14 protein-coding genes are annotated in these 15,177 nt (G+C 41.2%); 7 read left to right on the top strand and 7 right to left on the bottom strand.

The window, feature by feature from the left end; translation table 11 throughout:
* Positions 1 to 39 precede the first annotated feature (39 nt).
* The 6 genes from RCP16_RS16825 (at position 40) to RCP16_RS16850 (ending at position 6,903) form a co-directional block, all read left to right on the top strand.
* On the top strand, positions 40 to 2,040 hold the full coding sequence (locus RCP16_RS16825; protein WP_371748117.1) for an anaerobic ribonucleoside triphosphate reductase: 2,001 nt from the start codon (positions 40 to 42) through the stop codon (positions 2,038 to 2,040).
* Entirely contained in the window at positions 2,037 to 2,594 is a 558-nt protein-coding gene (gene nrdG / locus RCP16_RS16830; RefSeq protein WP_308640865.1) for an anaerobic ribonucleoside-triphosphate reductase activating protein, read from the top strand. The genes RCP16_RS16825 and nrdG overlap by 4 nt, the downstream gene beginning before the upstream one ends.
* Positions 2,595 to 2,895: 301 nt before the next feature.
* Positions 2,896 to 3,726, top strand: a complete 831-nt coding sequence (locus RCP16_RS16835; RefSeq protein ID WP_308640866.1) for a TerC family protein — start codon at positions 2,896 to 2,898, stop codon at positions 3,724 to 3,726.
* 7 nt (positions 3,727 to 3,733) lie between these two features.
* On the top strand, positions 3,734 to 4,363 hold the full coding sequence (locus RCP16_RS16840) for a DedA family protein (protein WP_069329548.1): 630 nt from the start codon (positions 3,734 to 3,736) through the stop codon (positions 4,361 to 4,363).
* A 454-nt stretch (positions 4,364 to 4,817) separates the two neighbouring features.
* The gene (locus RCP16_RS16845) at positions 4,818 to 6,404 is read left to right on the top strand and encodes a methyl-accepting chemotaxis protein (protein ID WP_069329549.1); all 1,587 of its coding nucleotides are present in this window, start codon (positions 4,818 to 4,820) and stop codon (positions 6,402 to 6,404) included.
* A 49-nt stretch (positions 6,405 to 6,453) separates the two neighbouring features.
* Complete coding sequence (locus RCP16_RS16850; protein WP_161594335.1) at positions 6,454 to 6,903, top strand: chemotaxis protein CheW; 450 nt, start codon at positions 6,454 to 6,456, stop codon at positions 6,901 to 6,903.
* Here the strand turns inward: RCP16_RS16850 and RCP16_RS16855 are convergent.
* From RCP16_RS16855 to RCP16_RS16865, 3 genes are all read right to left on the bottom strand, one after another.
* Positions 6,887 to 8,515, bottom strand: a complete 1,629-nt coding sequence (locus tag RCP16_RS16855; RefSeq protein ID WP_308640867.1) for an NAD(P)H-hydrate dehydratase — start codon at positions 8,513 to 8,515, stop codon at positions 6,887 to 6,889. The two genes, RCP16_RS16850 and RCP16_RS16855, sit on opposite strands and share 17 nt — an antisense overlap.
* 138 nt (positions 8,516 to 8,653) lie before the next feature.
* Complete coding sequence (locus RCP16_RS16860; protein ID WP_069329552.1) at positions 8,654 to 9,286, bottom strand: NAD(P)-dependent oxidoreductase; 633 nt, start codon at positions 9,284 to 9,286, stop codon at positions 8,654 to 8,656.
* Between the two features lie 73 nt (positions 9,287 to 9,359).
* Positions 9,360 to 9,806 (bottom strand): Rrf2 family transcriptional regulator, encoded by a 447-nt coding sequence (locus RCP16_RS16865; protein ID WP_137225904.1) that lies wholly within the window; start codon positions 9,804 to 9,806, stop codon positions 9,360 to 9,362.
* Positions 9,807 to 10,111: 305 nt separating this feature from the next.
* Here RCP16_RS16865 and RCP16_RS16870 point away from each other — a divergent pair, with 305 nt between their 5' ends.
* Positions 10,112 to 10,942, top strand: a complete 831-nt coding sequence (locus RCP16_RS16870; RefSeq protein WP_308640868.1) for a hypothetical protein — start codon at positions 10,112 to 10,114, stop codon at positions 10,940 to 10,942.
* A gap of 93 nt (positions 10,943 to 11,035) precedes the next feature.
* Here the strand turns inward: RCP16_RS16870 and RCP16_RS16875 are convergent, their stop codons facing one another.
* The 4 genes from RCP16_RS16875 to RCP16_RS16890 all read right to left on the bottom strand — a co-directional run bounded on the left by RCP16_RS16875 (position 11,036) and on the right by RCP16_RS16890 (position 15,153).
* A complete protein-coding gene (locus RCP16_RS16875; RefSeq protein ID WP_069329555.1) occupies positions 11,036 to 12,109 on the bottom strand; it encodes a lactonase family protein in 1,074 nt (357 codons plus the stop codon).
* 78 nt (positions 12,110 to 12,187) lie between these two features.
* Positions 12,188 to 13,261, bottom strand: coding sequence for an AbrB family transcriptional regulator (locus RCP16_RS16880; RefSeq protein WP_139129302.1), 1,074 nt, complete (start codon positions 13,259 to 13,261; stop codon positions 12,188 to 12,190).
* Positions 13,258 to 13,986, bottom strand: coding sequence for an MBL fold metallo-hydrolase (locus RCP16_RS16885; RefSeq protein WP_308640869.1), 729 nt, complete (start codon positions 13,984 to 13,986; stop codon positions 13,258 to 13,260). Before RCP16_RS16885 ends, RCP16_RS16880 begins: the two co-directional genes overlap by 4 nt.
* Before the next feature lie 87 nt (positions 13,987 to 14,073).
* Positions 14,074 to 15,153: a GGDEF domain-containing protein gene (locus RCP16_RS16890; RefSeq protein WP_273593048.1), complete on the bottom strand. Its 1,080-nt coding sequence runs from the start codon at positions 15,151 to 15,153 to the stop codon at positions 14,074 to 14,076.
* Between the last annotated feature and the right edge of the window lie 24 nt (positions 15,154 to 15,177).

Here is a 15,177-nt window from a genome sequence, read left to right on the forward strand (position 1 = left end):
GATGATCCCTGTTCTATCTAATGAAAGGAAGTGTGATTAATGTCTATTTTGACTTCACATCGCAAATCAGCTTACATAGCACCTCAACCTTCTCCTGAATTGCAATCGATTCTGGATATGGGTGAACATATTATTGATGGTGAACATGAATCAGCACGTGAAAATGCCAATCTGAATGGAGCAAGCTTTTCCGGTAAAATGAGCCGTCTAGGTAGTGAATATGCTAAATGGTATACCAAGCGTCAGTTGTTACCTCAACCGATTGCTCAAGCAGTTGCACAAAATCGCATCTATATTCATGATCTAGATCATTATGCGGTCGGTACAACCAATTGTATCTTTATTCCTTTTGATAAATTATTACGAGATGGATTCAGTAGCGGCAATGGCAGTCTACGTACTCCAAACTCGATTATGACAGCTATGGCGCAAGTAGCGATTATTTTTCAATGTCAGCAAAATGCGCAGTATGGCGGTGTAGCCGCTAATAAATTGGATTACGATCTGGCTCCTTATGTCACCAAGTCTTTCCGTAAACATCTGCGTAAAGGATTCCGTTATTTTGATGAAAGTAACGAGTTAAGTGAACAGCTTCTCCAGAAGTCTATTATGGATGATATTGCTTTAGCTGAACAGTATCCGCGTGCTTATCAATATGCCCTAGAAGAAACGAAAGTCGAAACATTACAAGCCGCAGAAAGTCTAATCCATAACCTGAATACGATGTCTAGCCGTGGAGGTGGGCAGATTCCTTTTACCAGTATTAATTATGGAACATGTACCTCTACCGAAGGACGATTGATCGTACAATGTCTGCTAGCTGCTACTGTGCGAGGACTTGGTCATGGCGAGACACCGATTTTCCCGATTCAAATTTTCAAATGTAAACAAGGCGTGAACCAGCAAGCTGGCGATGTTAATTATGATCTATTTCTTCAAGCCATAGATTGTTCGGCTCGTCGTCTATACCCCAACTTCGCCAATCTGGATGCACCGATCAACCGTGAGCTTGAAATTCCAGGCGAACCGGATACTGAATTTGCTACTATGGGTTGCCGTACACGGGTAATGGCTGATCGATTCGGACGTAATCATCTGTCTGGTAAAGGGAATCTTTCTTTCAATACGATTAATCTGGTGAAGCTGGGACTGGATTATGGTATGGCTATCGCTGGACAACGCTCGGTCGCTGACGAGCAAGGATTCTACCATGAGTTAGATGAATGTATAGAGCTTGCTGCACAAGGATTATTGCATCGTTATCATCTTCAAGCGTCTCAACCTGCCAAAGCATCTGATTTTATGATGCGTGAAGGGGTATGGGAAGGCGGCGACCTTCTTGCTCCCGATGATACTGTAGAAGATTGTCTGAAGCATGGTTCATTATCGATCGGATTTATTGGATTGGCTGAATGTATGAAAGCTCTATATGGAGCACATCACGGGGAAAATGATACCGTTTATCAACAAGCATTGACACTGATTGCTTATATGAGAACTGCTTGTGATGAACTTAGTGAGCGCTATAATCTTAACTTTTCACTGATGGCAACACCGGCTGAAGGATTATCCGGTAAATTTGTGACTGTTGATCGTGAACACTATGGTGCGATTGCAGGAGTGACCGATCGTGAGTATTACACCAATTCATTTCATATTCCTGTCTATTATTCGATTACCGCTGCTCGCAAAATTCAGTTAGAAGCGCCTTTCCACAGTTATTGTAATGCAGGAGCGATTTCGTATATTGAGCTGGATGGTAATGCCCGTCATAATGTAAAAGCGATGCAACAGATTATTCAATATGCGCTGGCTCAACATATTAGTTACTTTAGTATTAATCATCCGATTGATCGCTGTACCGGTTGCGGACACGAAGGCATTATAGGAAGTCACTGCCCTGCTTGTGGTGCCTCTGAATTGAATGTTCCTATCGCTCGCTTGCGCCGTGTAACAGGGTATCTTACAGGTGATTATCAGACTCGATTTAATCCTGCCAAGCAAGCAGAAGTACGGGATCGGTTGAAACATTCACGATGAATATCTGTGGTTATATTCCCGAGTCAGTCAATGAAGGCGATGGATTACGAGCTGTCATTTTTATCAGCGGTTGTAAGCATGGTTGCGCAGGTTGTTTTAGTCGACATACATGGTCTTTTCAAGCAGGAGAACCTTTTACCCAGAAGCTTCAACAACAACTTATTGATGAGATGAAGCAGAATCCTTTATTGGATGGAATAACGATAGCTGGAGGAGATCCTTTTTTCTCCGCTATCGAAGTTTCTTCATTTGTGCAGGAAGTTCGGCATCAGCTCTCTCATTTCTCAATCTGGATCTATAGCGGATATACATGGGAAGAATTGAATACTTCTTCTATAGAAGGTGTTCAGACATTATTAAACCAATGCGATATACTGATTGATGGCCCATTTGTAGAGTCACAACGTGATGTTTCTTTGCGTTATCGGGGAAGTCGTAATCAACGAATTATTGATATTCAGCAAAGTGCTATCCAGCAAAAACCTATTTTATGTCAATCCAGTGACATTGGCTATAAAAGTGCCGATATCAACGCTATGACTACATTAACATAATTGACTTATCTTCTTAAATTGCTTATGATTTGTTTAGTAAGATAATGGTTAAGTAAGAATTGTAAGAGATTTACTAACCACATAACTCTATATTCCTGTTAAAGGGGAGTAGCTGTACAGGCAAAGTCGTCATTACGGGATTTATCCCCGGTTTTGCTTGGCAATGATAAACATTGTTAGCGAGACCTTTACCATGTTTTGGTGAAGACTCGTTATTTTTCTGGGAGACCTTTACCAATCATGGTAAAGGTCTTTTTTATATACTAACGACAAAAAAACGAGATTTTAGGGAGGCAATTCAATGGATGTAGCATTGTTATTGGAGTATGGATGGGTATTACTTGTACTGATCGTACTGGAAGGTCTGCTCGCAGCAGATAACGCTTTGGTACTCGCAATTATGGTTAAACATTTACCTGAAGAAGAACGCAAAAGGGCACTGTTTTATGGACTATTCGGTGCATTTGTTTTCAGATTAGGTTCACTATTCATTATTTCATTCCTTGTCGATGTATGGCAGGTTCAAGCGATTGGTGCACTTTACCTTCTGTATATCGCATTTAATCATATTATTCGTAAAATTATTTCTCATCGCTCCAAAATTGATGAAGCTGCTGAAGAAGCTGGCCCAGATGGTAAGCCTAAAAAGCAATCTGGTTTCTGGATGACTGTATTCAAAGTCGAAGTGGCTGATATTGCATTTGCAGTAGATTCAATCTTAGCAGCTGTTGCCCTAGCTGTTGCATTGCCTGCAAGTGGATTGCCTGCTATCGGTGGTATGGATGGCGGACACTTTATCGTTATCTTCTTGGGTGGATTTATCGGTCTAATCATTATGCGTTTTGCCGCTTCTTATTTCGTGAAATTGTTGCAAAGTCGCCCAGGTCTAGAAGTTGCTGCTTTTGTTATCGTAGGTTGGGTAGGTGTGAAGCTTGCTGTCATCACGCTTGCACATCCAGCGCTAGGTATATTGCCTGAGCATTTCCCTGAAAATACGATCTGGAAATTGTCGTTCTATATTGTACTTGTAGCGATCGCTGTATGCGGTTGGTTGTTATCTAGCAAAGTAGAAGTTAAAGATGAAGACAATGCTGTACGTGAAGTCGAAAAAGAGATTAAAGAAGATCTATAATTAGCCGATGCATGAATGGTTAATAGGCCTGATCGAGGGATTCAAAAGTCTGGGCTATGTTGGCATTGCATTAGCCCTGACCTTCGAATTCGTCCCGGCAGAGTTGGTTCTTCCACTCGCCGGCTTCTGGGTGTATGAAGGTGATTTCAATATTATTCTGGTGATTTTGGCAGGTACAATCGGCGGAGTCACTGGGCCGTTGACCTTGTATGCACTGGGTCGTTATGGAGGAAGACCTCTTGTTCTTCGCTTCGGTAAATACTTTCTTGTTCGGGAAAAAGAAATTGTGAAAGCCGAACAGTTTTTTGCAAAGTATGGAAGTGGCGTTGCTTTCTTCGGAAGATTTCTTCCGGGAGTACGTACAGCGGTATCGATTCCTTGCGGGATGGCAAATATGAATGTCTGGAAATTCAGCATCTATACCTTTGCTGCGATGTTGCCGATCACCAGTCTGTATGTGTATCTCGGTTATAAGTTAGGGCCACGCTGGGAAGAGGTGGGTCCACTCGCTTCTCAATATTTGACCCCTGTAGCGATTGTGATTCTTGTCGTTCTGGTCGCATGGATCGGTTGGAAATGGTTAAGTGCTCGCCGCAAAAGAGCGACTTCTCAATCGACTGACCATGATTCTGAATAAATAGATAACATAAAAAGCGTCTGTTAAACCTAGAAAAGAGTGTCATTTCTACGGTTTATAGACGCTTTTTTTATTATTGATCATATCAGAAGAAAATTTATTATTTTTTATAGTCAGAAAATGTATATGACTGTAAATAGAGAGACCCACAAGATTATATTATTTCCAAATGATCAATTTGAACAAAGCCTTATTTTATACGGTTTGACAGCTTACACGATGATGAATTGACCTTTACATTTTCAGCGGTACATTTTTTACAATTGAATTGTTATCCACTTATTTACATAAATTATTTACATAAATTTGAAAAATAGTATTAATAATTGTAATTTATAAGACGACATAGTAAGTATAAAAACTTATTTTGCATAAATGCGAAAGTAAGTTGCTTTCAAAAAATTTGATCGATGTAATTGATAATTGAATTACATATCGATATGGAGTGGACAAGATGAGAATAGGTGCTAATTTTCAAACGTTTACCAAATTAATCGCTGCCTTTATCTGTGTAGCCTTGATTGTAGCTGCAATTGGTTTATACGGTTTGAGTAATCAGAATCGGATGAATGAAAGTGTCAACGGTCTGTACAATAATAATCTGGTATCTATGCAAGCTCTCTCTGCTGCTGAATTGTCTTTGCAAAAAATGCGTGTCGCTTCTCGAGATATTGCGCTAACTGCCGATGATACGGCTAAACAAAAAGTCGTTGGTTCGATCCCTGATCTCATCACTGCTGTTCAAGAAAATATGTCTCAATATAGCAATACACCGTTGTCTGATCAAGAACGTAATGAATTGCAGAACTTTAATAAATTTTGGGCGAATTATAATGATGTATACAGTCAAGCGGTCAACCTAGCCGAAAATGCTACACCTCAAGAATTTCAGACATTTGTTCAAAATTCTGTTGTGCCGGCGGGAACAGATATGTATGATAGTATTGCCAAATTAAACCAAATTAACGAACAAACAGCCAGTGCAGCGAATAACACAGCCAAAGCTGTTTTTGCCAATGCGAAGTTCTGGACGACCTTATGGATTGTGGTAGCCTTCTTATTCTGTATCTTATTAGGAACGTTGATTTCTCGGATGATCAGTGTGCCATTAAAACAAATCAGTCGTCTACTTCAACAAGTAGCTGCTGGGGATCTACGTGAACAATCCAAACTTGTAGGCAAAGATGAAATTGGACAGCTTGCTCTTGCTGCTAATGATATGACCAATCGTCTTAACGGCTTAATTGCCAATATTATCGAATCGGCGCAAAGTGTCGCTGCCACTTCAGAAGAAATCTCAGCCAGCACCGAAGAAATCGCTGGAAGTAGTGAAAATCAATCTCAATCGGCTCAAGCGATTGCTCAATTGTTCAAAGATATGTCTATTGCTATTGATGATGTAGCTCGAAGTGCAGAAGAAGCTGCTGAACTATCCAATACTACAGTTGAAAAAGCTCAACATGGCGGTCATATTGTCGCTCAAGGTACACAAGCGATTCAAGAAGTGAATCAACAAATGTCCAAACTTGAAAATGATTCTACTCGTATCGGTGATATTATCGAAGTGATTGATGAGATTGCAGATCAGACGAATCTGCTTGCTTTGAATGCTGCTATTGAAGCTGCTCGTGCAGGTGAACAAGGACTTGGATTCGCTGTGGTTGCCGATGAAGTCCGTAAGCTTGCAGAACGTAGTAGCGCAGCTACCAAAGAAATCACAGGCATTATTCGCTCGATGCAGACCAATATGAAGCATAGCATTGAAGCGGTTAACAGCAATGCAGAACACTCTCTTTTAACCAGTGATGCTTTTGAAGATATTGTTCATCGGGTGAGTGATTCTTCACTCAAAATTAACGGTATTGCTGCGGCGAGTGAACAACAAAGTGCTCAATCTGTAGATGTCATGCATTCAGTCAATGAAATTGCTGCGGCTACGGAAGAAGTGGCTTCTGCTTGTGAACAAACAGCTTCTTCTTCTCAGACATTAGCTCAATTAGCAGATCAACTCCACTCTTCTGTAACTACGTTTAAAATCTAGTTTTGGATCTGGTGTATAGTCAAAATAATAATAAATGGAGGTCCTACTTATGATGATCAGATCGTCCGACCAATATATTGAATGTATGGCTGATAACCAGCGGATTGCTCTGCCTATTCATGCAGTACAGGAAATTATCCGTTTTGAGTTATTTAACCCTACACCTCAACTCGATCCACAAGTATTAGGTACAATCAGTTGGTATGGTCGTACGTTACCTGTTGTGCGTCTACAACCTAATTCGAACGACAACGATTCAGCTGATTTTGCCAAATCATGTATGACTGCACGCATCTTAATATTACGCCAGCATAATCAAGCGATACTGGGCTTATATGTAGACAGGGTATGTAGAATTGCCACCCACCCGCAACATTTATGGACAGCAACGTCTACGTACCCATGGATTACACGTTATCTTGAACAAGATTATACTCATATCTCGCTACTTGATATTGAATCTTTAAATTACGCTTTCGGTCTTACAGCGACTCGATAAGATCACCTGCTAGTAATGAAGCAGGATTACCTGTACGCTGATTCGCTGCCACTTCACCGGCATGTCCATGCAAATGTACACCGAATGTAGCCGCTTGTATGCCGCTTAGACCTTGAGCAAGTAATCCTGCTATAATGCCTGTCAGCGCATCACCGGAGCCTCCTGTTGCCATTCCCGGGTGTCCGGTGGTATTTACATAGACTCTCCCATCTGCTGAAGCAATCACGGTTCGTGCGCCTTTGAGCACCAGTGTAATTCCATGCTTGATCGCAAAGTCACGAGCGATGCCGATCCGATCTCGTTGTACCTCTGGCGTAGAGATACCTGCAAGTCTACCCATCTCTCCTGGATGTGGCGTGAGCACAGTATCCGCGGATCGAGATTGCCAGCTGGATAATCCATCTGCTTCAGCGATCATATTCAGACCATCGGCATCTAAGACCAGTGGCTGATCTGTTTTTTCCCATAACGTCTGTAACCATTCTCCATCCTGTTCAAATCGACCTAAACCCGGTCCTATAGCAAGTACATCACATTTCTCAGCTAAAGGAAGAATAGCATCTGTGCTAGAACGCTCCCACTTCCCGTCTACGCCTTCTACAGCAGGAGCAAGCATAAGTTCAGGCACATGACCTGCAATATGTGGTAGCAAAGCTTGTGGAAGCGCCCATGTCACTAATCCACTCCCTATCCGCAATGCTGCACGCGAAGCCAATAATCCAGCTCCACTCATATTCATACTTCCTCCTACAATCAATACATGCCCATAGGTTCCTTTGTGTCCGTCTACTGCACGTGCACGTTCAGGATCGACTTCCAACACATGTTCTAGCACTTCATTCGTAACCAGATGAGTATCTACATCTAACGTTTGAGCAGTAAATCGTGGAATCCCAATCTGGCGTACAACTACATCGCCAGCGACTCCTGCTCCCGGATATTGAACTAATCCTCGCTTGAGAAAAGCCAGACTGACGGTTACCGATGCTTGAATACATGTCTCTGCCACTTCCCCTGTATCTGCATGAAGCCCACTTGGAATATCTGCCGCAATAATAGGCTTACCGCTACGATTTGCGGCTGTAATCATCGCATCATAAGGTGCACGCGGTTCCCCTTTACTTCCGGTTCCTAGTAGAGCATCTACAATACCTGTATAGGAATGCCAGTTGGATTCTTTTTCCCAGTCCTTATTCCAGATTGCAACATCAATACCTGATTGCCGGGTTGCATCACGCTGAATAGCTGCATCACCGGTCATTTCTGCCGGGTTTTGAGCATACAACAGAGTGACTTTAATGCCTGCATCTTGCAGATAACGAGCAGCCACTAATCCATCGCCACCATTGTTTCCTTTACCGACCAGAATAAGCCAGTGTTGCTTCTGATCATGTACAGTAAGGTTCTTATCGCTTCGAATCTGTCCAACACGTGACAAGCTTGAACCGAAAGGAATATCGGCTTGCTCTGGCTTAGCGCTGTTACTCCACTGAATCACTTCTTCAGCGATCGCTTTACCAGCGCTCTCCATCAGGGATAGTGCAGGAATACCTAGCTGTTGAATTGTATGTTGGTCTAAGTCACGCATTTGTTGTGCAGTCACAATATACATTATCGATTCGCTCCTCTATATACATCATTTATGTTTAGGATGTATTTATACGATTGCCTTATTATGTATTAACCGTATTTGCTAGATAACAAAAACACCGCCCCTAAGGACGGTGTGTTGATTACATCTAGATTCAGCTTAATAAGCCACAGTAAAGCGAGTACGTGTAAATAATGGATCTTCAACTTCATCAAATAAAGCAGCTGCATAATCTTCTATAGAGATGCGACTTGCTCCATCATCATCGGTAACAAGGCGATTTGTACCGATGCGGAAATTCCCTGTGCGTTTACCCGGCTCGATCCAACTGGCTGGACTGACATAAGTCCAATCCAGATCGCTCTGGCTATAGATTTCATAAGCATCGACATGGGCTTGAGCAAGCGGTCGAATCTCTGCCGGGAAATCAGGTGTATCCATCAAGCGTACACCCGGTTCTACTTCTAGGCTTCCTGCTCCACCAACTACTAATAGACGCTGTACACCTGCTCTTTTCATACCTTCTACCACAGCACTAGCGGCTTCGATCAGTTCGCCTTCATTTCCAAATTGCGGGCCAAAAGCATTAATAACTACATCATGCCCTGCGACTACAGCTTCGACACTAATCGGATCCAGTACATTGACACTGATTCCTTGTAGACGTTCTGTATTCTTATCAATTTTGGAAGAATCCCGAGTCGCTGCGGTGATCTCATATTTACGTCGTAGTCCTTCTTGTACAAGGCGTTGTCCGATGGTTCCGGTTGCACCAATAATAGCAATTTTCATTTAAGATTCCATCCTTTCCGTCATGAGCGGTCTTTCTTTTTACATACCCTGCTCAGCCGATGATGATTCAGTATTAGTTCTGGATCGCTTGACGAACCTGTTCCATTTCCTGCAAATCAGTTGTCACCTGCTGGAGTGTAATCTTTTCTAACTCATCTTCCATCGCTTTTTGTGCACGATAAAATACTCTTTCCAGTTCCGCTTGAATATTACGTCCAATATCACAATTGGGATTCGGATGTTCATGAATAGCGAACAGTTCATCTTTGGCATCATTTTGCGCTGCACGATAAATATCCAATAACGTAATCTCAGCGGCAGGACGTGTCATTTGGGCACCTGCTACACCGGGCTGTGTACGTACAATCCCTGCTTTGGCTAACTGGCTGATCATACGGCGAATCACAACTGGATTCGTATTAACACTTGCCGCAATCCATTCCGAAGTGATATGTCCATCACTTGCATCCAATAATGACAATGTGTGAATAGCCACTGCAAAACGGCTATTATATGCCATAAGTGTGCACCCCTTCTTTATCTATTTGCTAACCTTAAAATAAGCTATACGCTACTCATCTATATCAGAATGATTGTTTTGACAAATAAGATAGATTATCTTGAAGCTTCAAAAAGCATTGTATTCAAGCACTTATATACTATAGTATACATCAAAGAGTTATACTTCTAAAAGAAAGTTACTACGTTGTAGCCAGAATTATTCCAGTCGTTCTTATTCTGTAATAACCATTTTGGTTAAGGATATGATGTAATGATCCAAATACAATGTGTAACACATGAATGATAGATAAAGGAGTGAATCTGTTGGATTGGTCTATTTTACTGCGTTCTCATGCTATAGGCTTATATCTGATCGGAATGGTAGGGCTATTCGCTTTTGCAGTCGTGTACGGATTTACAGCCAAGCAACGTAAATATAGAGATGATGAACGTATGCGCCGTATTCAAAATAGTCTGGATCGCTTAACGCAAGCGGCAGGACAAGTCTATCCTGTACTGATTAGCAAAAGTCTTTCTTCTACTCATGCAAATCCAGCTTCTTTACCGGTTCCAGCCGAAAGTGTACTGGCTTGCAAAGCAGCTACGTATGCTTCTGATGAATTGTTGGAGCGGATTGATCAGTATATGGAAGATCGTGATCGCAAAAGTCTGGCTTTACTGTATCGCACACTGGACAGCGATATTCGGCGGTTGACCCGTGAGCGCAAAATGATATTAGCTCGTGGAGAACATCCACGTTGGGGACTATTATTATGGCTTACGATCTGCCCGGCAATTCCTTTTCTCGTCTTAGTCATAGAATCATTATTATTGTGGAATCTATGGAATGATCTTATGGCGGCTCGATATCTACAAGCTCCTGCGGTTTTATTCGCTATTTTGCGCTTTATTTCATGTACAGGCGCTCTCGTGTTATTGTATGCGATTATCACAGCCGACTTTCGTCAAAATGCACGTAGGTTGGTATTTATCTGGTTATCGTTATTGATCAGCGGATTATGTCTTTTACATATGTTAAGTCTGCAAGCCGCACCTTATCTATTGATAGCTCAAGTTCTTATTTTTGCTAGTGGATTCCGATTTACACGTGAACCGAAGCGTAAAGAACGTCCTTATGTAGGAGAATATGAATAAGGTTTAGCTAATGAGATCAAATAAGAAAAAAACACTTCAGTTCAGCAGCCTTGATCTGCTTGAGTACTGAAGTGTTTTTTATTGATTGTCTATTTATTGTACGCCCGGTTCAGGTTGTTCAGCCATCACACAGACTGGACGATTCAGTGTTAACTCGTTACCTGTTAGCAATAACTTTCCTGTATCTGCTTCTATCGCAAATTGTACAATATTGTTGCTGTCCTGATTGCTCACCAGAATATATCCACCAGGTACAACAGCTACATTACGTGGAGTTTCTCCTTTGACAGTGACCCATTCGATCGGCGACAATTCGCCTGTAAGTTCATCAATATTGTAATGGACGAGACTGTTATGTCCACGATTAGAAGCATAGACAAAACGTCCACATGGAGAGATACGAATATCTCCGCCTGTATTTTCACCTGTAAAATCTTCTGGCAATGTAGAGACATGACCGATAATCTCTAGTTGACCATCTTCAGGATTACGACCATACGCTGTTACTGTACTATTGAGTTCATTGATTCCATAAGCCAATTGACCATTAGGATGGAAAATCAAATGACGAGGGCCCGATTGTGCAGGAAGCTCAGTAGCACCTTCTTCTGTCAATGTACCGTTATCTTCTAAACGATATGTAAATACCTTATCCAAACCTAGATCAGATACATACACATGATGGTTATCTAATGAAGAGACTGCTGAATGTGGATGCGGAGCATCTTGACGATCTGGGTCGGTTCCACTTCCGGTATGCTTCACTTCACCCGTCATTTCAGCTAGAGCACCTTGATCACCTACAGCAAAAACATTGATATTAGCGCCTGTATAATTAGAAGCCAATAGATGCTTACCATCTGGTGTTAATTGTACATAACAAGGAGCGCCTCCACCTGTAGACTTACGATCTAACAAATGAAGTTCACGTGTTTCGGGATTGATTTGATACGTTAAAATTTCACCTTCGCCTTTTTCACTAGCGGCATATAATACGGTGCTGTCTGTGGATAATGCGAGATATGAAGGATTTTCGATACCTTTGATCCCACCAACCAGACGTAATTCACCTGTATCTGTGTTCATTACTGCTGTCTGAATACCTACTTCTTCTTCACTTGAATACGTACCGATATAGAACCAGACTTCATTTTCAAAAACAGACATGATTATATCCCCTTTCAGTCATCAACTACATAAAGACTTCCTCTATCTTATAACGACTCCGAGAGGGGATTGAATCATTCATCTGGCAATTCGCCGAAAAATCAATTTCAATAATGGCGGAACTGCTAGAAAAATAAACAGCGTTCTAAATAACTGATAACAGCTTACCGTTGCGATATCTGCATTGACTTCATGAGCAATAATACTCATCTGATCCATACCACCCGGTGACATACTTAACATAGCTGTTGCTGGAGAGACATGATGCCATTTCAACAATATAAAAGCAAGCATACCAGCAAATAACAACAAAACTGCTCCACTACCTAATGCCAAAGCGATCATTTGCAACTTATTGGTCAATCGTTCTGGCTGGAGCATCAATCCAATCGCACTACCAATCAGCAATTGCGCCGCATCAAGAATCGCAGAAGGCAAAGCAGGTGCGTGTATCCCTGCCAACTGGATCACAGCAGTCGTAATCATCGGAAGCAAAATAAAAGCGGTAGGAAACCGAACTTTTTTACCCAGTATAGCCATACCTGTACAAGCGATAGCAAATAAAAAGATATTCGGAAACAATCCGCTCCAATTGGCTGTCGAATGGGCTAATGCTTCGGTTACACTGTCCATATCCACACCGAAAATAGGACTAAATATCAAAAGCGGTACACCAATAATAATCATCATTAAGCGTGAGACTTGAAGAAAAGTAACAACAGTTATATCAATACCTTTGACTTCTTCTGCCAAAATAACCATCTGTGTTAATCCACCTGGAATACTCCCTAACAATACTGTTGGAAATGAAATTCCTGAGATTTTGGTAATGATATACGCTGTAAACACTGCAAATAAAATCAGCAGAGCGGTTAAGCCGATCATCGAAGGCAATTGTCCACCGATCTGTTGCAAAGTTGCGATAGTCAATGATAATCCAATCGAATAACCGACGATAATCATCCCTGCATTACGTGCTGCATTCGGCCATAGTGGCGGTAATGAGGGGAATAATTTGGAACTGATAAAAATAACGATCATCGGTCCGAGCAACCACGGAATCGGTAGATGAATGACTTTAAATAATAATCCACCGATCAATGCAAGTGTCAGCGTATATAACCATCTGATCCATGGCTTTGGCTCAATCACGAAGGATTCACGATCTCGTTAAGTCGTTGCTGAATATCCCCTTTAAATAATCCGCCATGATAACAAATAACCGTTTCGATCGGAAGCTGTTGAAAAGCACGAAGTGATTCGGTGGCTTGTTCCATATCTAATGTAAACATAGGATTAGGCCCTTGCAATTCACCATTTTCAACGATCATCGCATCTGCGGCAAATAACGTTTTACTCGCGATATCATAAAAGCTCGTATGCCCTGGCGTATGCCCCGGTGTATGTATCACTTGTAGACCTTCACCAAAAGGAAGAATTTCATTTCCTTGTAGAACATGAGTCACATTATCCGGCGTATTCGCTGAAAATACTTTGCGGAATGATTGTTGTAAATGCTCGGATAGCGGTTCAAGTACTGTATCGATCCGTTCAGGTTTGGCTTTGGCAAAAGGATGTGTTCCATTGATCGCCCCTGCATCTTTAGCTTGTGCATATACATTTAACTGATCTTGAGTAGCTTCCAAAAACTGAGGTAAACTTCCCACATGATCGAGATCATCATGAGACAAAATAATCGTTTTGACTGGATACGCAGGATCAATCTGTTGCATAATAGTGTCGTAACAACCTGGAACACCCGTATCAATTAACACCGCTTGATCTTCTGTATAAATAACCACTGGATGGATCACCATTTCATGTTCGCCCATCGGTATTTTAATTTCTAACATTTCGATATGATCTGCAATTTTCATTATTCCCCAGAGTCTAGATAACGACTCCGGTTCACCTCCTTGTGTAATAAAATACTCTATTTCTTATATCCACATTATACAACATTGTTAAACAGCACAGACTCGGTTACGTCCTTGACGCTTCGCTTCATATAAAGCTTCATCCACTTTGGCTAGCATAACATTCGGCTTGGTATCTGGAAAAGTCGCTACACCTATAGATACAGTAATCGATAATGTACGTTGATCAGGTAAAAGAAATGTAGTCTGCTCAATCACATTCCGCAATTTTTCAGCTACATGACTAGCATTGTCTTGAGTACAGTAATTTAAAATAACAATAAACTCTTCTCCACCTTTGCGAGCGCAGGTATCCCCTGAGCGTACAAATTCTTGTAGTAATTCTCCCATCTGAGATAACACAGCGTCTCCGCTACTGTGTCCATACGTATCATTGATTGATTTGAAATAATCGATATCTATCATTAATAAAGAAAAACTTTTTTGATTGGCTTTGGCATAATTCATCGTTTCTTCGAATAAAGCTTCAAAAGCACGTGGATTGTGCAGCCCTGTTAAATGATCTCGATTCGCTAACTCTTTCAATAATAGAAACAAATGATTCGATCGTGTAAGGTACACAAGAATGATATAAGTGAATAATCCGCCTACCAAAAACACACTTAAAACGATCAGAAATTGCCATAACATTGGATCTTCTAACGTAAAATAAAATAAGATCGGCGGCAAAATCATCGAACAACAAATCGTAATCAACCAGCGACTTAGCAGTACCCGACGATCTCCAATCAATAATAGTGAAGAACATATCCATGCGCCTAGTACTATCGCTATGCTGACCATTAATACATCTATATCACCGTATTCAAAAAGGAACAGTCGCCCGAAAATAATAATTGTTCCTGCAATCAAACCAGATAGTCTACCTACTGTATAGACGGCTCCAATCACTGCTAATGCTCTGAGGTCAATTACAACATGACTTTCAGGAAGATGGAATCCCCACAGAATAAGAACTAATCCAAAAAGACCATACACAATACCAGCTAGACTTATAAAAAACCATTTTCGTTTTATTAATTCATCACGAACTTTATTTAGTAACAAATTACCTAAAAACAAAAAGGTTGAGGTTAACGTTAAATTATTAATCAATTCAAGTACCATAGGGTATATCCTCACATCCTCTAA

It is taken from the genome of Paenibacillus nuruki, from assembly GCF_963311185.1.
Classification (GTDB): domain Bacteria; phylum Bacillota; class Bacilli; order Paenibacillales; family Paenibacillaceae; genus Saccharibacillus; species Saccharibacillus nuruki.